Below are 19,900 nucleotides of genomic sequence, written 5' to 3' on the forward strand. Positions count from 1 at the left end.
CCTTGTGGACCTTGTGGATGCGCCGAGGAGCGGAGGTTCAGGCGGATCAGGGATCGCGTTGTTTGAGCCGAAGGCGAGTTTAGCGAGACCCCGCCTGAACCGAGCACCGCAGGTTGCCCGTAGCGAAGCGGAGGGACGCAGCAACCAGGGTCGCCTTTTCTTTTGCTTACTTTTCTTTTGGCGAAGCAAAAGAAAAGTGAGTAGCTGCCGGGCTACCCCCGGCCAGCAGACCTCAGCAAGAGGCATGAGCGCCAGGCCGCAGGCGGCCCGGAGACTGATTAGAGCAAGCCCTGTGTGCGAGCCAGGTGGCTAGCCTGCGACCGGCTCTTGACGTTGAGGCGCCTGAAGAGGCGCCACAAATGAACCTTGACCGTGTGCTCACTGATCTGCAGTTCTTCAGCGATGTCGCGGTTGCTCATGCCCTTGTCCAGCATCACCAGCAGCTGTTTTTGCCGCTTGGAGAGCTTTTCGGTCGGAGTGGAGGGTTCCGGGTCCAGGTCTTCGCTGAGGAAGACGCGCAGCACGTTGGAGATCTCGGTGGCGCCTGCCGACTTCTGGATGTAGGCATCCGCGCCCGCCTCGATCGAGAGATCCTCGTAGTCCTGGGCCGGCGCGGCCGACAGTACCACCAGGGGCACGCCGGGGAATTGCTGCTTGAGTTCGCGCACGCCGGAAACACCGTTGGTGTCGGGCAGGCGCAGATCCAGGCAGATCAGTTCGGGAATGCCCTGTTCCTGCACGGCGGGCATGACGGCAGCGAGCCGGTCCAGCTCGGTCACGGTGGCCTTGCTGCTCAGGCGGCGGATCAACATAACAACCGCTTCGCGCATGAGCGGGTGGTCATCTATTACAAAAATACTCATTAATCAGGTCTAAAGTATTGGTCCTATTAGCCATCGAGCATAACTGCTGTGTGTCAACTTTGGGGCATAAATAAACGGGCAATTGCGGTATTTTTTCAGAACGCTGATCCAAAAAAACAACAAGGCCCAGGCCGTGGACTGTTCCTAGGAAGCCGCCGCCTCCGCAAAAAACCGCAAGGCCGCCGCCACGTCGGTGTCGCTGACGCCCGGCAAAACCTGGACCTGCCCCTGCGCCAGCAGCCCCGCCAAGGCCGCCTGGCCGTCTTGCTGCAACGCGGCAATCATCTGCGCGGCGTCCCGCGGCGCTTCAAAGCCGCGGCTTTGCAGCAGCACCCGGGCCTCGGCGTCCTGCAGCTTGAAATAAAACAGGCCGTCCTTTTCGCGGTACTGCTTGAAGGCCGGCACGGCGCTCTTCGCTGTTTTTGCCGCCTTGGCCCCGGCCGGCGTGGCCGGGCGGGTGTCCAGCTTGCGCAGGCCCACGGCGCGCCGCAGCTCGGCCATGAAGGGCGTGGCCTCGGCGCGGGCCTTTTGCGCGCCGGCCTGCAGGATGGCTTCAATCTTGCCGGGGTCGGCCATCAGGGCGTGGTAGCGCTCGCGCATGGGCGCGACTTCGCGGTCTATGCGCTCGAACAGCAGCTGCTTGGCGTCGCCCCAGGCGATGCCTTCGGCGTAAGCCTTGCGTAACGCTTCGGTTTCCTCGGCGCCGGCGAAGGCCTGGTAGATCTGGAACAGCGCCGAGCCCTCAACGTCCTTGGGTTCGCCGGGCGCGCGCGAGTCGGTGACGATGCCGGCGATCAGCTTGCGCATCTGCTCGCGCGGCGTGAACAGCGGAATCGTGTTGTCGTAGCTCTTGCTCATCTTGCGCCCGTCCAGGCCGGGCAGCAGGGCGACCGATTCCTCGATCACCGCCTCGGGCAGCACCAGGTGCTCGCCGTAGAGGTGGTTGTAGCGCTGGGCCATGTCGCGCGCCATCTCGATGTGCTGGATCTGGTCGCGCCCGACCGGCACCTTGTGCGTCTTGAACAGCAGGATGTCCGCGCCCATCAGCACCGGGTACATGAAGAGCCCGGCGGTGACGTCGGCGTCCGGGTCGTTGCCGGCCGCCTCGTTCTTGTCGACCGAGGCCTTGTAGGCATGGGCACGGTTCAGCACGCCCTTACCGGTGACGCAGGTGAGCAGCCAGGTCAGCTCGGGAATCTCGGGGATGTCGGACTGGCGGTAGAAGGTCACGCGCTCCGGGTCCAGCCCGGCGGCCAGCCAGCTGGCGGCGATCTCGAGTGTGGACTGCTGGATGCGGGCAGGCTCGTCGCACTTGATCAGCGCGTGGTAGTCGGCCAGGAAATAAAAGCTGCGCACGTCGGCGCGGAAGCTGGCCTGCACCGAGGGCCGGATGGAGCCGACAAAATTGCCCAGGTGGGGCGTGCCGGTGGTGGTGATGCCGGTCAGGAAGCGGGTGGGGGACGGTGAACTCATAGCAGTCTTGGGGGCAGGGAGATGGTGAGATTGAGCAGGTCCAGCAGGCCGTAGCCGAGCACGACCAGTGGCCAGAGCCAGTAGGCGCTGACGACGCCGAGGAGGACAAGCCCCATGACGATGAAAAAGCCCCATGGCTCGAGGTGCGCGAGAAACTGCGCCTGCTTCCATGGCAACAGGCCCATCAGGATGCGCCCGCCGTCAAGCGGCGGAAACGGAAACAGGTTGAAGGCCCACATCACGAGGTTGACGAGCACGCCGGCCTGGCACATCACGAGGAAGAAAGGCTCGGAGATACCGGCCCCGACGAGCAATGCGTACACCACGGCCCACATGATCACCTGGATGAAGTTGGCGGCGGGGCCGGCCAGCGCCACCCAGATCATGTCGCGCTTGGGCTTGCGCAGGTTGCCGAACTGCACCGGCACCGGCTTGGCATACCCAAACAGGAAAGTCCCCGAAGTTGCGAAGTACAGCAGCAGCGGCATCAGGATGGTGCCGACCGGGTCTATGTGCTTGATGGGGTTGAGCGTCACGCGGCCCATCATCCAGGCTGTGTTGTCACCAAAGTGACGGGCCACATAGCCGTGCGCGGCTTCGTGCACCGTGATGGCGAACAGCACCGGCAGCGCATAGATGGCGACGGTTTGAATCAGGTTGGCGATATCCATCCCGGGATTGTCTCACTGGACTGTGTGCCCCCACGTTCGCTCGCTGCGCGTAGCTCTCTGCCCCCCGAGGGGGCGCTGCGCCTGCGGCCCGGCAAAGCGGGTTCCGCGGCCCCTGCTTGGAAGGGAGCTCGTGGGTTAAAGGCCCAGCGCCGCTAAGTCACCTCGCCCCTGCCGCACCACCACGGGATCGCCGCCCTCACCCATGGGCGTCAGGTCTATCACCGTGGTGGCTTCCTGGTGGCAGGCGCCGGCGTCTATCACGGCGGCCAGTTCGTGCTCCAGCAATTCGCGTATCTCGTGCGCGTCGTTGAGCGGCTCGCCGCCGCCGCGCGGGATCAGCGTGGTGGCCAGCAGCGGCGCGCCGTGCAGCTCGAGCAGCGCCTGCAGCACCTTGTGTTCGGGCACCCGCAGGCCTATGGTCTTGCGCGAAGGGTGGCTCACGCGGCGCGGCACTTCCTTACTGGCTTCGAGGATGAAGGTGTAGGGCCCGGGCGTGGCGGCTTTCAGCAGGCGGAACTGTTTGTTGTCGACACGCGCGTAATTGGCCAGCTCGCTCAAGTCGCGGCACAGCAACGTCAGGTGATGCTTGTCGTCCACCCCGCGTATGCGGCGCAGGCTGTCGGCCGCGGCCTTGTCGTCGAGGTGGCAGACCAGGGCATAGCTTGAATCGGTCGGCACGGCCGCGATGCCGCCGCGCTCCAGCAATGCCACCGCCTGCTTGAGCAGCCGGGTGTGCGGGTTCTCGGGGTGAACTTCAAAAAACTGGGCCATAGCGTCAGATGGTTTTCAAAGCGCTGGATTCAAGACTCGACGGGCTCTATCGGCACGCGGCCCTGGCGCACCGCGAGCCAGGCGCCTACCGCGCCGCAGACGGCGACCATCCCCATACCCACCATGGACCAGCGGTCCGGCACATGCGAAAACGCGATCCAGCCGCCCAGCATGGCAAAGCCGATCTGCGCATAAAGAAAAGGCGTGAGCGTGGACACCGGCGCGCGGCCGTAGGCCAGGATCATCATGAAATGGCCGACCGTGCCCATCAGGCCCATCAGCGCCAGGCTGGCCCACAGCGTCCAGGAGTCCAGCGAGGCCCAGACAAAGGGCAGGGCCAGCGAGGCGGCCAGCGTACCCACCCAGCCGGTGTAGAAGTGCATGGTGAAAGGGTCTTCGGTGCGCGCCAGCCGGCTGGTCAGGATCTGGAACCAGGCGTTGCAGATCACCAAACCTATCGGCAGCAGCATCGCCCAGTTGAAGTCGTCGCCGTCGGGCCGGATGATGATGATTGTCCCCGCGAAGCCGCCCACCACCAGCGTCCAGCGCAGCCAGGACACGCGCTCGCCCAGCGTCAGCGAGGCCAGCAGGGTGATGACCAGCGGCGTGATCATCACGATGGCGGTGAACTCGCCCACCGGCATGTGCCGCAGGCTGTAGAACGCAAAAAGGCTGGTGAACAGCAGCAGCAGGCCGCGCAGCAGCTGGTATTTCGGGTGCGCCGTGCGCAGCACCGAAAGGCCGCGCGACGGCAGCACCGCCAGGGTGGTGGCCACGGCCTGGAAGGCATAACGGAACCACAGCGCCATCAGCAGCGGCACGCTGTTGGAAATGACCTTGGTGGTGGTGTCCAGCACCGCGAAACAGCCGACCGCGCCCACCAGGAGCGCGATGCCGGTCGGGGCGTGGGAGGTATTTTTGGCGGGACCGGCCATCACTGGATGCGGTCCGCCAGCAGTTCCCAGACCGGCGTGAGTTCACCCGGCAGGAAGGGCAGGGTGCCCAGGTCGGTGTGGCTCTCGTCGGGGCTGTGGAAGTCGCTGCCGCGCGAGGCGGCCAGGCCGAATTCCTTGGCCGTCTCGGCGTACTTGAGGTATTCCTGGGGTGTGTGGCTGCCCGTGACAACCTCCACGCCGCGCCCGCCGTGGGACTTGAACTCGGTGAACAAGGCGTATTCCTCGTTGGGGGTGAACTTGTAGCGGCCCGGGTGGGCGATCACCGCGACGCCCTGGGCCTGGGTGATCCAGGTCACGGCGTCGCGCAGCGTCGCCCAGCGGTGCGGCACGTAGCCGGGTTTGCCTTCGGTCAGGTATTTGCGGAAGACTTCGTTGGTTTCGCGGCACACGCCGCTTTCGACCAGGAAACGCGCGAAATGCGTGCGCGAGATCAGCTCGGGGTTGCCGACAAACTTCAGCGCGCCCTCGTAAGCACCCTTGATGCCGGCCTTGGCCAGCGAGTCCGACATCTCCATCGCGCGCTGTTCGCGCCCGCCGCGCGTGTTGCGCAGGCCTTGCACGATGTCGGGATTTTCGGCGTCAAAACCCAGGCCCACGATGTGCACGGTCTGCCCGGCGAAGGTGACGGAGACCTCAGTGCCCGTCAGGTAGTGCATGCCCTGGGCCTTGGCGGCCGCCGCGGCGCGCTGCTGGCCGCCGATTTCGTCGTGGTCGGTCAGGGCCCAGAGTTCCACCCCGTTGGCCTTGGCCCGTTCGGCCAGCGCCTCCGGCGTCAGCGTGCCGTCCGAGACCACAGAGTGGCAATGCAGGTCGGCATTCAGGATGTTTTGCGGGGTCACAGGGACATTTTAGGCTTTATGACTGCCAGCTGCAGTGCGCGCTCACATATCCCTGCCTCCTGCCCGTTCGGCCGGGATCTACAGACCCAAAGCGCTCAGTTCCGGCGAGAGGTTTTCCCAGGGCACGTCGAAGCCCGGCGTGCCGCGCTGCGGCGGCGGCGCATGGCTGCGCAGGGCCCAATGGGCGCCGGCCAGCACGCTGTCGATGAGCGGCACGCCGACCCCGGGCTGCAGGGCCGCGGCCATGCCCGCCAGGCCCGCCCCACCCAGGATCACCGCCTGCGCGCCCAGCTGGCGCACCGCATCGCGGCAGGCCTGGGCCAGCAGGGTGCGCGCGGCGGCCGGGTCGGCGGCGAGCTGTGCGCCGGTCGGCGCCACGGTGTGGATGCCGGCCAGCGAAGGCGCATGGCCCAGCGCCTGGGCCAGCCGCTGCAGCATGGGGCCCCAGCGCTCGCCCCCGGTAACGATGGCAAAGCGGCCATGGCGCGCCGCCTCGATGAAGGCCGCCTCGGCCAGGCCGGTGACGGGGACCGGGCTGCTTTCGCGCAGCGCCAGCAGTCCGGGGTCGCCAAAGCAGCCTATCAGCACCGCGTCGGGCGCTTCCTTCGCGCCGGCCAGGGCAGCCGCCCAGGTGTCCAGCGTGGCATGCGCGGCCACCGCGTAACTGGCTTCGTCCGAAATGTAGGGCGCGCCGAAACGCGCGGTGACGGTGCTGACCTGCACGTGCAGCCCGGCGGCGGCCTGCACATGGGTTTGCAGCAATGCGCTGACCGACGCTGAAGTGTTCGGATTGATGACCAAAAGCCTACGCATGAAAGAACTCACCCCCGTCCAGGCTCACTGCGTGTAGCCTGTTCCCCCCTCGAGGGGGCGGCGCCTGGGGCCGGCAAAGCCGGACCCGCGGCCCCCGCTGGTGGAATACCTCTACGGGTTGCACTCCCAGAATTCTTCATAGGCCACATCAGGAGAACAGCGCCGACAGATCCGGCGCCTCACCCGCCGGCGGCGTGAACTGCAGCTGCGACTCCAGGCGGGTCAGGTGCTCGCGCATGTGGCGCGTCGCTTCCCGCGGGTCGCGCAGGCGGATGGCGTCCAGCAGGACGCGGTGTTCGCGGCAGCCGCAGGCGGCAGCCTCGTCACGGCTGTCCTTGTGGCCTGTGCTGTAGGTCATCAGGATCAGCGAGGTGCGCGAGGTCAGTTCGCGCAGGATGCGGCCCAGCGTCTGGTGGCCGGCGCGCTCGGCGATCTGCAGGTGGAAGTCGCCCGACAGCCGGATCGCGCGGTGCATGTCGCCGGCCAGCCGCGCGGCTTCCTCGTCGTCGATGCAGCGCTTGAGCTGGCGCATGTCGGCCTCATTGGCCCTGGCGATGAACAGCTCCACCAGCGTGGGTTCTATCAGCCGGCGCACCTCGAAGACCTCGCGCGCTTCCTGTTCGGTGGGCTGGGCCACGGTGGCGCCGCGATTCGGGACCAAGGTGACCACCTGCTCATTGGCCAGGCGCACCAGCACCGGACGTATGCGCGTGCGCGACACGCCGAAGGCACCGGCCAGCTTGTCTTCCCCCAGTTTGGTGCCCGGCGGCAGGCGGTGGTCGAGGATGGCCGAGACCACGCGCTCATACATCTCGCTGTCGGTCAGGGGCGTTGCGGAAGCTGCCGTATTCGCGGGGCTCATCGATGTCCTTTTTTCTGCCGCCTGCCGAGCCACCATGCCAGGCCCATGGCCAGGGCCATCACCCCCAGCGACACCACGGTGGTGACGGTGCCCAGCGCGTAGATGGACGGCGTGGTGACGGTGGTCGTCAGGCCCTGCAGTTCCAGCGGCAGCGTGTTGACGTCGCCGATGGCCTGCGAGGTGCGGGCGATTTCGTCCCAGCTCAGGGTAAAGCCGAACATGCCTATGCCCACGACCGAGGGAGCGACCAGCGGCAGCACCACGTGGCGAAAGCCCTGCCACGGCGTGGCGCCCAGGTCGCGCGCGGCTTCCTCGTAAGCCGGGTTGAAGCGGTTGAAGACGGCGAACATGATCAGCAGGCCGAAGGGCAGCGTCCAGGTCAGGTGCGCGCCCAGCGCCGAGGTAAAGAGGCCCAGCGCCGTGCCGTAATCTTCCAGCGCGCCGGACATGCCCAGCAGCTCCAGCGCTTTCTTGATGCCGTTGTCCAGCAGCCGGAACTCCAGGCCTATGCCCAGCGACACGATGATGGACGGCATGATCAGGCTGGACACCACCACAAAAAACAGGGTGTTGCCGCCCGCGAGCTTTTTGCGGAAAGCCAGGCCGGCCAGCACCGACAGCACGACCGTGAACGCCGTCACCGCCAGGCCCAGGCCTAGCGAACGTTTCAGCGCCGCGCCTATGTCCACCACGCCCAGGCCCTCGGCCAGCTTGTGGAACCAGTGCAGCGAGACACCGCGCAGCGGAAAGGTCAGCCCGCCTTCCGGGCCCTGGAAGCTCAGCAGCACGATGACGAACATCGGGCCGTACAGGAACAGTACAAAGAGCGCAAAAAATGCGGCGAGGAACCAGAAACCGGCAGAGCGTTTATCGGACATAGCTTAGAACCTCCGCAGGAGGGGCCGCAGCGCCGGGCCGCCCCAAGCAAGGCCAGCCCCCTCGGGGGGGCAGCGTAGTACACGAAGTGACAAGCGTGGGGGTCATAGTTCTTTCCGGATGTCGACCAGCCGCGTCAAGGCCCAGATGATCATCAGCACCAGCGCCAGCAGGATCACCGCATTGGCCGCCGCCAGCGGAAACTGCAGGTAGGAGGTCTGCACCTGGATGACCTTGCCGATGGAGGCGATCTGCTGGCCGCCCATGACGCCTATGGTCACGAAGTCGCCCATCACGATGGTGATGACGAAGATGGAGCCGATGATGATGCCGGTGCGCGACAGCGGCACGATGACGTTCCACAGCGTCTGCCAGGCCGAGGCGCCGCTGTCGTTGGCCGCCTCGATCAGGCTGCGGTCTATGCGCATCATCGAGTTGAAGATGGGCACGATCATGAACATCGTGTAGAGGTGCACAAAGGCCAGCACCACCGAAAAGTCCGAGAATAGCAGCCACTCCACCGGCTGGTTCACCACGCCCATGCCCACCAGGCTCTGGTTGACCAGGCCGTTGCGGCCCAGCAGCGGCACCCACGAAATCATGCGGATCACGTTGGATGTCCAGAACGGGATGGTGCACAGCACGAAGAGCAGCGTCTGCACCCCTTGCGATCGCACGTGAAACGCCAGGAAGTAGGACGCCATGAAACCCGTCACCAGCGTGATCAGCCACACCAGGAAGCTGAACTTGAAGGTCGACAAATAGGTCTTGAAGGTCACGCACAGCTCGGCGGTGTTGCCGCAGCCATCGAAGATGGCGAAGTAGTTCTTCAGCGTGAAGCCCGGCAGCAACTCGTATTCATTGAAGTCCCAGAAACTCACCGCCAGCACCAGCGCCAGCGGGACCAGGAAGAACAGCACAAACACCGCTGTCAGCGGCATGGCCTGCCACCAGGCGGCCAGCGCACGCCCGGGCGCCTTGGCCGGGGCGGAATGTGCAGCGACAGCAGGAGCACTCATAGAAATCCAGTTGAACGACGACAAAACCAAGGGCAAGCGAAGCGAGCCGAATCAGCCCAGCGTCCGCGCGGAACCGGCTTTGCCGGGCCGCAGCGGGCGCCCCCTGCAAGGGGGGAGGACGCTACACGAAGTGAGCGTCAACGGGGGTGTGCCTACTTCTAGGCTGCTACAAATTCATTCCACTTTTGGACCATGTAATTGTTTTCGTCCATCACCGCATTCCAGCAGGCAATCCCGCCCATGCGCGCTTCGTAGCTGCCGCCGTCGCGCACCGCGCCGGCCTTGGCCAGCACGTCGCCGGTGGGGCTCTTGATGTCTTGCGACGCCGGTTTGCCTTCCATCCAGTAGGCCCACTCATAGGCTTCCATCTTGGCCTTGGCGGTTTCCAGCACGGCGCTGTAATAGCCCTGGCGGTTCAGGTAGGCGCCGGCCCAGCCGTCGAGAAACCAGTTGATGAATTCATAGGCGCCGTCCAGCTTCTTGCCCGAGAGCGTGGCGGGCAGGCCGAAGCCGGCGGCCCAGGCGCGGTAGCCCTCTTTCAGCGGCTGGAAGTTGCAGGCGATGCCCTTGGTGCGCACGGCCGTCACGGCGGGGCTCCACATCGACTGGATCACCACCTCGCCCGACGCCATCAGGTTGACCGACTCGTTGAAGTCCTTCCACAGCGCGCGGAACTGGCCGGCCTTCTTGGCCTCGATCAGCGTGGCGATCGTCAGGTCGATCTCCTTTTTCGTCATGTTGCCCTTGTCCGGGTATTTGTAGATGCCTTTCGCCTCCACCACCATGGCCGCGTCCATGATGCCGATGGACGGGATGTTCAGGATCGCGGCCTTGCCCTTGAACTCGGGGTTCAGCAACTCGGCCCAGGAGCTGATGGGGCGCTTGATCAGGTCGGGGCGTATGCCCAGCGTGTCGGCGTTGTACACCGTGGGAATCAGCGACATGAACTGCGTCGGGCTCTTGGCGAAGACCTTGCTCTTTTCGCCTTCGAGGTAAATCACCTTCTTGGGCGCCGTGCCCTGGTCGCCCACAGCCTTGCCGGCCACCGTGCCGGTGGTGAACAGCGAGGTGATCTTGTCGGCGTTCTTGATCTTCTTGGTGTCTATGCCCTTGAGGTTGCCGGTGGGCACGATCTTCTTGAGCGAGAAGTACTCGGTGTCTATCAGGTCAAAGCTGTTGGGCGCGGTCACCGCGCGCTTGGTCACGTCGTCGGTGGTGACGGCCACGTACTGGATGGTGATGCCGGTGTCGGCCTTGAACTTCTCGGCAATCGCCTTGTCCTGGTTCACCGCGGTGCCCAGGTAGCGCAGCACGATTTTTTCCTGCGCATGCACGGCCGGGAACATGCCCGTGGCCAGGATGCCGGCCGTGCCCTTGAGCAGGGAACGGCGGGCCACGCCGCCTGCCGGTGTGTCAGCGGCGATGTCTTGGGGAGCTTGTTGATCAGGAAGAGCGTCGGACATGGTGAAAACTCCTGTGCTGGGGGTGGAAACTTCTTGCGAAGGGACGGTTGAAAACAGAAAAACAAAAATGGTCAGGCAGGCGCCGCGGCCTGCAGCGTGTGCGCCGCCTCGGGCGCCCATGACAGCTGCACGCTGTCGCCGGGCGCATAGGGCCGGGCCGCGAATGCCGCTTCCGGCACCATCACCGACAGCTCCGCCGTGCTGCTGGCGCTCAGCGATACGCCGGGGTTCTGCAGGCCCAGCAGCACATAGGTGCCCTGGTACTCGACATCGGTGACCACCGCGCGCCGGTTGTGCGCCGCGTCGGGGGCCGCCTGGCCGGCTGGGGTGATCTGCATGTGGTCGGTGCGCACGCCTATGCGGCCCGCCGGCGTGTCCAGCACGTTGTGGCCGCCCATGAAACGCGCGACGAATTCGCTCGCGGGGCGGTTGTAGATCTCGTGCGGCGAGCCCACCTGCTCGATCAGCCCGTGGTTCATCACCACCATGGTGTCGGCCAGCGCCATCGCCTCTTCCTGCGAATGCGTGACGTGGATGAAGGTCAGGCCCAGCTCCTTCTGCCAGCGGCGCAGCTCGGCGCGCATCTGGATACGCAAAAACGGGTCCAGCGCCGACAGCGGCTCGTCCAGCAGCAGCACGCGCGGCTGCGTGATCAGCGCGCGCGCCAGCGCCACGCGCTGTTGCTGCCCGCCGGAAAGCTCGGCCGGCTTGCGTTCGGCCAGGTGGCCCATGGCCACCCGTTCCAGCAGGGCCCCGGCCTGTTGCCGCCGCGCCGCCTTGTCCACGCCTTTCATCTTGAGGCTGAAGGCCACGTTGTCCAGCGCCGACAGGTGCGGGAACAGCGCGAAGCTCTGGAACATCATGGCCGTGCCGCGGCCGGCGGCCGGCAGGTTGGTGATGTTGCGGTTGTCCAGCAGGATGTCCCCGCTGGTGACGGACTCATGGCCCGCCATCATGCGCAGCGTCGTGCTCTTGCCGCAGCCCGACGGCCCCAGCAGGCAACAGTAGCTGCCGCTGGCGATGCGCAGGTTGATGGCGTCCACCGCAGGCCGGTCCTGCGGCGCGTACCGTTTGGTCAGCGCGACGGCTTCAATGGCGGCGGGCGTGGGGCTGGCAAGGGCGTTCATGCCAGCCTTGAGTGCAAGGCTTGTGCCAGGTTTTGTATGCGATCAGCGACAGGATTGTGTACAAAATGCCTGTTTGTGGTGCCCGCTCGCCCCTGCCGGGTGCAAAAATCGCCGGCCGCGGTGCGCGCCGCGGCGGCTTCAAGGCCGCCGGGGATGGCCTACCATGGCACCCACCCTTTTCCGGAATCCCCATGATCACCCTGCACCACCTCAACAACTCCCGCTCGCAGCGCATTCTCTGGCTCATGGAAGAGCTGAGCCTGCCCTATGAGATCCAGCGCTACCAGCGCGACCCCAAGACCATGCTGGCCCCGCCCTCGCTGCGCGCCGTGCACCCGCTGGGCAAGTCGCCCGTGATCACCGACGGCGATCTCACGCTGGCCGAATCGGGTGCCATCATCGACTACCTGGTGGGACGCTACGGCGCCGGCCGGCTGGCCCCCGCGGCCGGCACGCCCGAGCACCTGCGCTACACCTACTGGCTGCACTACGCCGAAGGCTCGGCCATGCCGCCGCTCTTGCTCAAGCTGGTGTTCGACAAGATCGAGAACTCGCCCATGCCGTTTTTTGTGAAGCCGATCGCCCGCGGGATTGCCGGCAAGGTCAAGAAGACCTTTATCGAGCCGCAACTGCGCCAGCACCTGGACTTCCTGGAAATGTCGCTGCCCCAGGGCGGCTGGTTCGCCGGCGCCGACTTCAGCGGCGCCGACATCCAGATGAGCTTCCCGCTGGAAGCCGCCGCCGCGCGCGGCGGGCTCAATGAAAGCCGGCCGCGCCTGATGGATTTCCTCGCGCGCATCCACGCCCGGCCTGCCTACCAGCGCGCGATTGAGCGCGGCGGCGAGTTCGGCCTGCAATAAGTCAAGGCTTCGCGGTTTCCCGGCTGCGCACAAACTGCGCGCGGCTTGAAAAACTGGGGCAGCTTTATTGGAAATGCCCGAACTCCGGCTGTTCGGCATCCCTGTCCCCACCCCTTGTGGATGCGCCGAGGAGCGGAGGTTCAGGCGGATCAGGGATCGCGTTGTCTGAGCGAAGCGAGTTTAGCGAGACCCCGTCTGGACCGAGCACCGCAGGTTGCCCGTAGCGAAGCGAAGGGACGCAGCAACCAGGGTCGCCTTTTCTTTGCTTACTTTCTTTTGGCGAAGCAAAAGAAAGTGAGTCGCATGCCGGGCGATCCCGGCCAGCAGGACCCTGCAACAAGCGCACGGCAAGAACAAGCAAGGCTTCGACAAGCTCAGCCCGAACGGTGGGGGCGCAGCCTCAGCCCGCCGGAATCTCCGCGCCCTCCACCAGGAAACGCACCCGCTTCACCCCCTGCCATTCATCGGCATCGAGCCGGAAAGCCAGCTTGACCCGCGCCGGCAGCGCCTCGGTATGGCCGAACCAGATGCCGTCCACCGGCTGGCCCTGGTGCTTGAGCTTGAGCGCCAGGTGTTTTTCGCCGACCAGGCGCTGCGACACCACTTCCACGATTTCGCTGAAGGTCGGCGCGGCAAAACCCTGGCCCCAGACTTCCTTGTGCAATGTGTCGACCAGGTCGGCGCGCCGGTATTCGGGCGCCAGCGGGCCGTCGGTGTCCATGCGCCGCGTCAGCGTGGCCGCGTCCAGCCATTCGTGCGCCACCTGCTGCAGCGCCTGCTCGAAGAGTTCAAAGTTTTCCTCGGCGATGGTGCAGCCCGCCGCCATCGCATGGCCGCCGAAGCGCAGCATCACGCCCGGGTGGCGCTTGGTCATCAGGTCCAGCGCATCGCGCAGATGGAAACCCGGGATCGACCGGCCCGAGCCCTTGAGCTCATGCTCCTTGCCCGGCGCCTGGCTCGCGGCAAACACAAAGGTCGGCCGGTGCAGCTTGTCCTTGATGCGCGAGGCGACGATGCCGACCACGCCCTCGTGGAACTCCGGGTCGAAAATCGCGATCGCCGGCGGCGGCTCCTCGTCCTCGTCAATCATCGCGTCAGCCGCCAGCTGCGCCTGCTCGCGCATGCCGGCCTCGATGTCGCGGCGCTCGCGGTTGATGCCGTCCAGCGTTTTCGCGAGTTCTTCGCCGCGCGCCGCGTCGTCGGTCAGCAGGCATTCAATGCCCAAGGTCATATCGCTGAGCCGGCCCGCCGCATTGATGCGCGGGCCCAGCGCGAAGGCGAAGTCAAAGGTGGTGGCCACTGCCGCCTGGCGGCCCGCCGCGCTGAACAAACCTGCCAGGCCGGCCGGCAAGTGGCCCGCGCGTATGCGCTTCAAGCCTTGCGCCACCAGGCGGCGGTTGTTGGCGTCCAGCTTGACCACGTCGGCCACGGTACCCAGTGCGACCAGCGGCAGCAAGGCATCAAGCTTGGGCTGGTTGGACGCATCAAAAGCTCCCCGCGCGCGCAGCTCCGCCCGCAGCGCCAGCAGCACATAAAACATCACACCGACGCCGGCGATTGATTTGCTTTCGAAGCCGCAATCCGGATGGTTGGGGTTCACGATCACGTCGGCCTCGGGCAGCACCACCAGCCCGTCCTTCAGCGCCGGCAGATGGTGGTCGGTCACCAGCACCCGCATGCCGAGTTCGCGCGCGCGCGCCACGCCGTCCATGCTCGCGATGCCGTTGTCCACCGTCACCAGCAGGTCGGCGCCGCCGGCCTTCACGCGCTCGGCGATCGGCGCCGTCAGGCCGTAGCCGTCGGTCACGCGGTCCGGCACCAGGTAGCCCACATGCGGCGCGCCCAGCAGCTTCAGGCCGCGCAACGCCACGGCGCAGGCCGTCGCGCCGTCGCAGTCGTAATCGGCCACCACGCAAATCTTCTGGCCCGCGGCCATCACGTCGGCCAGCAGCTTTGCCGCTTCCTGTGTGCCGCGCAGCGACGAAGGCGCCAGCAGCCGGCCCAGGCCGTCGTCGAGTTCGTCAATCGAATGCACGCCCCGCGCTGCATACAGCTGCGCCAGCAGCGGGTGGATGCCGGCCTGCTGCAGCGCCCAGACGCTGCGCGGCGGGACTTCGCGTACCTGGATTTTCATGAGGGGATCAAAACTCTCAATATATATGAGGGGGTGTCGTTCGCTGGGCGTTTACAGCCGTTCCAGCACGGTCAACAAAGGGGTAGGGGACAGGGCGCCGGCGATTTTGGCAAAGAAACCCTGGTTAGCCGTTTCAAACGTCGTGGCCCCGCGCTCACCGCACAGCGTCAGCCGCACGGCCTCGCCCGCGCGCTGGCGTGCCAGCAGGGCGGCGATTTCGTTCGCATCGAGTGCCGCCCAGGCCTGGGCATAAGCCGCCCAGTCGTCGGCGAACACGGCTTGTGCCAGGCTGCGTGGCGCGGTAACTTGCCGCGAATGGATTGACGGCTGCTGGCCCTCACCCCCGCCCTCTCCCAGGGGGAGAGGGAGAAAATCCAACGCGCCCGTGCCGCTGAGCCAGAAGGAATTGACCGGTAGCTGGCGCCGCGCCGCGCGCTCGTCGTTCAGTGCATGCGTGTACAGCAGCATCTGCATCTCGTTTTGCAGCAGCTTCATCTTGCGGGCGGTGCTGTTGGCATCGTTCTTGTCCTGCTTGGGCAGCCAGGGGTCCACATTGCGGCCCAGCACCCGGTCCAGCGAGGCGGTCGGCAGGCTGCGGAACAGCTCGCCTTCAGCCAGCCAGCGCGACGGCCCCAACGCGGGAATGTAATGCAGGGTGATGCCGTCGTCGACGAAATAAGGTTGCATGGCCGCCAGCAGGGCGCGCGATTCATCCTCTTGCAGGCCCAGCGCGGCCGGGTCCGTCAGCGTCGCATGCTCGCGGCCCATGGCCCAGTGGCAGGGCGTGATCCAGGCCCAGGCTTTGCCGGTAGAGGCCGGCAGGTGCAGCGCCGCATCGCGCGCCGCCCAGGGAATCAGCCCGTCCGCCGTGCCCGAATCCGCCAGGCCCAGCGCCAGGGCCAAGGCCCGTTCATGCGGCGGCGACAGCGTGTGGGCATCCGCTTCATCAGTGTGCACTGACTTCATGCCCTTCAGCAGCTGGCCCAGGTTGCGCGTGCTATCGGCCGGCAAGGCTTTCATCGTGGGGAGCCAGGCCTCCGCGCTGCAGGCCGCGAAGGGAAGCAGCAGCTGCGGCCCTGTGAAAGGGGTGGGGGAATTGGCTGACATGGGGCTATTGTCCGGGATGCCACAATTGGGCGTCCAAATCGCAGCCGCCGCAGGCGGATCCAGCGGTCCGGTTTTGAAGGCGAGAACACATCCATGTACAAAAATCCGTCCGGGTTGGCCTCAAGGGCCGGCAAGGACCACCAGGTTGAGTATGCAAATCCCTTATGAGCTGATCCTCGGCTGGCGCTACACCCGCGCCGGCCGCGCCACCCGGCGCAACGGTTTTATCTCTTTTATCTCGGGTGTCTCCATGCTGGGCATCGCGCTCGGCGTCGCGGCCCTGATCATCGTGCTCAGCGTGATGAACGGCTTCCAGAAGGAAGTGCGCGACCGCATGCTGGGCGTGATCTCCCACATCGAGGTCTTCGCGCCCAACGGCATCGCGCTGCCCGACCCCGCCAAGACCCTGGCCGAAATCAAGGCCAACCCGCAAGTCACAGGCGCCGCCACCTTTATCGCGGCCCAGGCGCTGCTGGCGCGCGGTGAAGACATGAAAGGCACCATCGTGCGCGGCATAGACCCGGCCCTCGAAGGCCAGGTCACCGACCTCGCCGTGACCTCGGCGCCCACGCTGGCCAAGCTGGTGCCCGGCAATTTCGGCGTGGTGCTGGGCGGCGAACTGGCCCGCGCCATGGGCGTGCGCGAGGGCGATACCGTCACCCTGATCGCCCCCAGCGGCCAGGTCACCCCGGCCGGCGTGGTGCCCCGCCTCAAGCAGATGACGGTGGTCGGCACCTTTGACTCCGGCCACTACGAATACGACTCGGCCCTGGTCATGATGCACCAGGAAGACGCCGCGAAAATCTTCCGCCTCGAAGGCCCCACCGGCATACGCATACGCCTGAAAGATTTGCACCAGGCGCGCGAGGTGGCTTATGAATTGTCGAGAAGCCTCAGCGGCGACCTGCTGATCCGCGACTGGACGCGCCAGAACAAAACCTGGTTCGCCGCCGTGCAGCTCGAAAAACGCATGATGTTCATCATCCTCACACTCATCGTCGCGGTCGCCGCCTTCAACCTCGTCAGCACCCTGGTCATGACAGTCACCGACAAGCGCGCCGACATCGCCATCCTGCGCACCCTGGGTTCCAGCCCCAAAAGCATCATGAAAATCTTCATGGTGCAGGGCGCACTGGTCGGTGTCATCGGCACGCTCTCCGGCCTGCTGCTGGGCCTGGGCATCGCCTTCAACATCGACGTCATCGTGCCGGCCATCGAGCGTGCGCTCAACGCCAGCTTTTTGCCCAAAGACATCTACCTCATCAGTCGCATGCCCAGTGAACCGCAATACGCCGACATCATGCCCATCGTCGTCATCTCCCTCGTGCTGTCCTTCCTGGCCACCATCTACCCGAGCTGGCGCGCCAGCCGTGTCAATCCGGCGGAGGCCCTGCGCTATGAGTGAGCTCAAGAACGATATGACTGCCACGCTGCAAAGCGCCAGTGCCAACGGCGAAGTGGTCCTCAAAGCCCAAGCCCTCACCAAACGCTTCCACGAAGGCCGTATAGACCTGACCGTGCTGCACGGTGTCGACCTGCAAGTCCACGCCGGCGAAACCCTGGCCATCGTCGGCGCTTCGGGTTCCGGCAAAAGCACGCTGCTGCATTTGATGGGCGGCCTCGACGCGCCCACTAGCGGCCAGGTTGAACTCAAGGGCCAGACGCTGTCAGCCCTGTCGCCCCAGCAGCAAGGCGACCTGCGCAATAAACATCTGGGTTTTGTCTACCAGTTCCACCACCTGCTGCCCGAATTCAGCGCCCTCGACAATGTGGCCATGCCCCTGTGGATACGTCGCGAGTCCCCCGCAGAATGCGCACGCGTCGCGACGGCGATGCTGGCCGCCGTCGGCCTCAAAGACCGTATCCACCACCGCCCCGCGGAGCTGTCAGGCGGCGAACGCCAGCGCGTTGCGATTGCGCGTGCGCTCGTCACGCGGCCAGCGTGCGTGCTGGCCGATGAGCCCACCGGCAACCTGGACCGCAGCACGGCCGACGGTGTGTTCGACCTGATGCTTCAGCTGGCGCGCGACCACGGCACCGCGTTTGTGATGGTCACGCATGACGCCACGCTCGCGCAGCGCTGCGGGCGCCAGCTGAGTCTTGTCAGCGGTTTACTTCAATCGTAAAAAAAAGGGAGAGGGAAGCATGGGAAAACTGAACTGGAAAATCCTGGTGCTCGCGCCGGCGCTGGCTGTGTTGCTGGCCTCATGCGCAGGCTCGAGTGTCACCAGCAAGGCGGTTGCCGCCACTCAATTCAAGATCACCGCGGCCCAAGCCCGCTGGGACCGATTTGACAGCATCACCATGCGCTATCCAGGCAGCGCCCAGATCAATCCGTCGCGCGACAAAGTGACCCCGCTTCTGGATGCCTTTCTCAAAAGTGCCCCACGCCAGGTCGAAGCTGAACTCGCGAAGAACGGCGTGCCAAAAGGCACGGCATACACAGTCGAGCTGACACCAGGGGTGTTGAGCGTTGCCGCAGGCGGCGGCAGAAGTTTCGAGGTTTCCGTGATCGTGCGCGACGCAACAGGCGCTTCGCGTGGCTACATCAGCATCCTCTCTTACGGCCCGGCCGGCATGGAGCCCGAGGCTTATGTCGAATCGTTCAGCCGCATGCTGGTGGACGAGCTGAAGAAGGCCGGTTGGCTATAAGCGGGGAAGCCGCACGGGTCAGGCGGCGCGTTGAGCTGATGCTGCAACTAGCGCGTGATTTCGGTACGGCCTTTGTGCTGGGGCTTCGTGTTCTTTTGCCACACATTCCCAAAATGAGCCTTAAACATTGGTTTCTTGCAAGCGCAATTGCCGTGCATGGCGCTGCTCAGGCTGTGTCGCCGGTTCGGGTTGAGCATGTTCGAGCCATCGAACTGCCTCTGCACGCGGTAGCTTTGTCAGCGGCATCAAGAACAGAACTTCGCGAGTGGATTGATTCACTGCGCGGCAATCGAGGGTTGTGTCGCTTTGAAGTCGCGGTGGTCATGGGATGGGCCTCAAGGGATGAAGGCGACGCGCGCCGAAGAAGCCAACTTGCCAAAATGCGGGCGGAGTACGTGGCGCATCAGCTGATGGGGAGCTCACTGCCTTTGTCGAACACCTTCGTATCGGAAGGTGATTTGCAAATATCCGGCCCTTCAACTCCAGGCCGGGGAGTTACCGTTTACGTGCTGGGGTACCCGGCAATGGACGGCTGTACTTCCTTCCGGGAATACACAGCGGATACCGCCGCACAAGTGCGCGCGAGAAGGGCGGCTACGGCTGAGCATCCGCGTGATATCAAACCTGGAAGCCGAAACTAACGCCAACCCGGCCCCCGATTTATGCCGCATCGCGAACGCCAGTGGCGGGCATGCCGGCCGATGAGCCCACCGGCAACCTGGAGCGCAGCACTAGATTGGTGTCGGGGCGCTTGCCGGAGTGGGGTTAATTCCCTGCATTGATAAGCATTAGGTGCTTGAACGGCTATGCCTTAACCATTGCTGTCAGACGGCCACCGTTTGTGCTTCAACGGCGGCAGAATGGCCCACTTTCGGTAAGCGACCCCGCAAAATCACGTTTTCTAAGACTGGATTCGCGCACCTCCGCTACTCCTTCCTGACGAGTAAGACTCACGTAGCATTGTTCCTGGTCAGAGTTGAGGGTGGCTCGATACGTCTTTCCTGCCGCTGGCACGAACGATACGATGAGACGACAGCGTGCGGTGCCTTCATAGGCGCTGAATGCAAATGCAATTTCCTTGTGGGGGTCCAGCCTCACCACACGTTCCTCCCCTTGAGCCAGGAGCTGGGTTCCCCCGAAATTCATTGGGGTCGTGCAGTTGGACGAATCCTTAAACCCATACACCTGCATATTCTGTTTGCCAGCCCTGGCGATAACCAGCTTTGCTGCATCGGGGTTTGTTGACTCTGGATAGGGATCTCGCATGGCAGCGCACCCCGCTACGCCTGCCGCGACAACGGCGATCACGGCCAGGACGATTGAATTTTTCATTTTCTTCAGCATAGGTGCCTCTTTTTTATGTGTGCTCAGCGCGACCGTGTTACACGGCACTGGCGTCGACGTCTGAGTCGAC

The 19,900-nt window shown here is 65.0% G+C and carries 20 protein-coding genes; 5 read left to right on the forward strand and 15 right to left on the reverse strand.

Translation table 11 applies throughout. The features are described 5' to 3' along the window. Positions 1 to 278: 278 nt before the first annotated feature. From AC1D1F_RS17865 to AC1D1F_RS17920, 12 genes are all read right to left on the reverse strand, one after another. On the reverse strand, positions 279 to 863 hold the full coding sequence (locus tag AC1D1F_RS17865) for a response regulator transcription factor (protein WP_436157339.1): 585 nt from the start codon (positions 861 to 863) through the stop codon (positions 279 to 281). A 144-nt stretch (positions 864 to 1,007) separates the two neighbouring features. Further along, complete coding sequence (locus AC1D1F_RS17870; protein ID WP_477678179.1) at positions 1,008 to 2,336, reverse strand: tryptophan--tRNA ligase; 1,329 nt, start codon at positions 2,334 to 2,336, stop codon at positions 1,008 to 1,010. Then, complete coding sequence (locus AC1D1F_RS17875; RefSeq protein ID WP_477696370.1) at positions 2,333 to 3,007, reverse strand: site-2 protease family protein; 675 nt, start codon at positions 3,005 to 3,007, stop codon at positions 2,333 to 2,335. Before AC1D1F_RS17875 ends, AC1D1F_RS17870 begins: the two co-directional genes overlap by 4 nt. 135 nt (positions 3,008 to 3,142) lie before the next feature. Beyond that, the gene (locus tag AC1D1F_RS17880; RefSeq protein WP_477678181.1) at positions 3,143 to 3,778 is read right to left on the reverse strand and encodes an L-threonylcarbamoyladenylate synthase; all 636 of its coding nucleotides are present in this window, start codon (positions 3,776 to 3,778) and stop codon (positions 3,143 to 3,145) included. A gap of 29 nt (positions 3,779 to 3,807) precedes the next feature. Then, positions 3,808 to 4,713: a DMT family transporter gene (locus AC1D1F_RS17885; RefSeq protein WP_477678182.1), complete on the reverse strand. Its 906-nt coding sequence runs from the start codon at positions 4,711 to 4,713 to the stop codon at positions 3,808 to 3,810. Then, positions 4,713 to 5,573, reverse strand: a complete 861-nt coding sequence (locus AC1D1F_RS17890; RefSeq protein ID WP_477696371.1) for a 3',5'-nucleoside bisphosphate phosphatase — start codon at positions 5,571 to 5,573, stop codon at positions 4,713 to 4,715. Before AC1D1F_RS17890 ends, AC1D1F_RS17885 begins: the two co-directional genes overlap by 1 nt. A 78-nt stretch (positions 5,574 to 5,651) precedes the next feature. Continuing rightward, positions 5,652 to 6,386 carry an aspartate/glutamate racemase family protein gene (locus AC1D1F_RS17895; protein WP_477678184.1) on the reverse strand — a complete coding sequence of 245 codons (735 nt, stop codon included), beginning with the start codon at positions 6,384 to 6,386 and terminating at the stop codon, positions 5,652 to 5,654. 148 nt (positions 6,387 to 6,534) lie between these two features. Continuing rightward, positions 6,535 to 7,248: a GntR family transcriptional regulator gene (locus AC1D1F_RS17900; RefSeq protein ID WP_477696372.1), complete on the reverse strand. Its 714-nt coding sequence runs from the start codon at positions 7,246 to 7,248 to the stop codon at positions 6,535 to 6,537. Continuing rightward, complete coding sequence (locus tag AC1D1F_RS17905; RefSeq protein WP_477678185.1) at positions 7,245 to 8,126, reverse strand: ABC transporter permease; 882 nt, start codon at positions 8,124 to 8,126, stop codon at positions 7,245 to 7,247. The genes AC1D1F_RS17900 and AC1D1F_RS17905 overlap by 4 nt, the downstream gene beginning before the upstream one ends. 102 nt (positions 8,127 to 8,228) lie before the next feature. Further along, positions 8,229 to 9,143 (reverse strand): ABC transporter permease, encoded by a 915-nt coding sequence (locus AC1D1F_RS17910; RefSeq protein ID WP_477678186.1) that lies wholly within the window; start codon positions 9,141 to 9,143, stop codon positions 8,229 to 8,231. A 158-nt stretch (positions 9,144 to 9,301) separates the two neighbouring features. After that, positions 9,302 to 10,606 carry an ABC transporter substrate-binding protein gene (locus tag AC1D1F_RS17915; protein ID WP_477652583.1) on the reverse strand — a complete coding sequence of 435 codons (1,305 nt, stop codon included), beginning with the start codon at positions 10,604 to 10,606 and terminating at the stop codon, positions 9,302 to 9,304. A gap of 71 nt (positions 10,607 to 10,677) precedes the next feature. Next, positions 10,678 to 11,733, reverse strand: a complete 1,056-nt coding sequence (locus AC1D1F_RS17920) for an ABC transporter ATP-binding protein (RefSeq protein WP_477696373.1) — start codon at positions 11,731 to 11,733, stop codon at positions 10,678 to 10,680. Positions 11,734 to 11,924: 191 nt separating this feature from the next. Here AC1D1F_RS17920 and AC1D1F_RS17925 point away from each other — a divergent pair, with 191 nt between their 5' ends. Next, positions 11,925 to 12,593: a glutathione S-transferase gene (locus tag AC1D1F_RS17925; RefSeq protein WP_477696374.1), complete on the forward strand. Its 669-nt coding sequence runs from the start codon at positions 11,925 to 11,927 to the stop codon at positions 12,591 to 12,593. Between the two features lie 400 nt (positions 12,594 to 12,993). Here AC1D1F_RS17925 and recJ read toward each other — a convergent pair whose 3' ends face one another. Next, a complete protein-coding gene (gene recJ / locus AC1D1F_RS17930; protein WP_477678968.1) occupies positions 12,994 to 14,727 on the reverse strand; it encodes a single-stranded-DNA-specific exonuclease RecJ in 1,734 nt (577 codons plus the stop codon). 51 nt (positions 14,728 to 14,778) lie between these two features. Then, entirely contained in the window at positions 14,779 to 15,834 is a 1,056-nt protein-coding gene (locus tag AC1D1F_RS17935) for a hypothetical protein (protein ID WP_477696375.1), read from the reverse strand. Positions 15,835 to 15,985: 151 nt separating this feature from the next. Here AC1D1F_RS17935 and AC1D1F_RS17940 point away from each other — a divergent pair, with 151 nt between their 5' ends. Genes AC1D1F_RS17940 through AC1D1F_RS17955 form a run of 4 tightly spaced genes read left to right on the forward strand, consistent with a single transcriptional unit; the run spans position 15,986 to position 19,127 of the window. Continuing rightward, entirely contained in the window at positions 15,986 to 17,239 is a 1,254-nt protein-coding gene (locus tag AC1D1F_RS17940; RefSeq protein ID WP_477678923.1) for a lipoprotein-releasing ABC transporter permease subunit, read from the forward strand. After that, entirely contained in the window at positions 17,232 to 17,960 is a 729-nt protein-coding gene (lolD, locus tag AC1D1F_RS17945; RefSeq protein ID WP_477696376.1) for a lipoprotein-releasing ABC transporter ATP-binding protein LolD, read from the forward strand. Before AC1D1F_RS17940 ends, lolD begins: the two co-directional genes overlap by 8 nt. A 19-nt stretch (positions 17,961 to 17,979) precedes the next feature. After that, a complete protein-coding gene (locus AC1D1F_RS17950) occupies positions 17,980 to 18,486 on the forward strand; it encodes a hypothetical protein (RefSeq protein ID WP_477678925.1) in 507 nt (168 codons plus the stop codon). A gap of 38 nt (positions 18,487 to 18,524) precedes the next feature. Then, complete coding sequence (locus AC1D1F_RS17955; protein WP_477678926.1) at positions 18,525 to 19,127, forward strand: hypothetical protein; 603 nt, start codon at positions 18,525 to 18,527, stop codon at positions 19,125 to 19,127. A gap of 205 nt (positions 19,128 to 19,332) precedes the next feature. Here AC1D1F_RS17955 and AC1D1F_RS17960 read toward each other — a convergent pair whose 3' ends face one another. Further along, a complete protein-coding gene (locus AC1D1F_RS17960) occupies positions 19,333 to 19,830 on the reverse strand; it encodes a hypothetical protein (RefSeq protein WP_477678930.1) in 498 nt (165 codons plus the stop codon). Between the last annotated feature and the right edge of the window lie 70 nt (positions 19,831 to 19,900).

The sequence above is a fragment of the Polaromonas sp. P1_H6 genome (assembly GCF_056405195.1).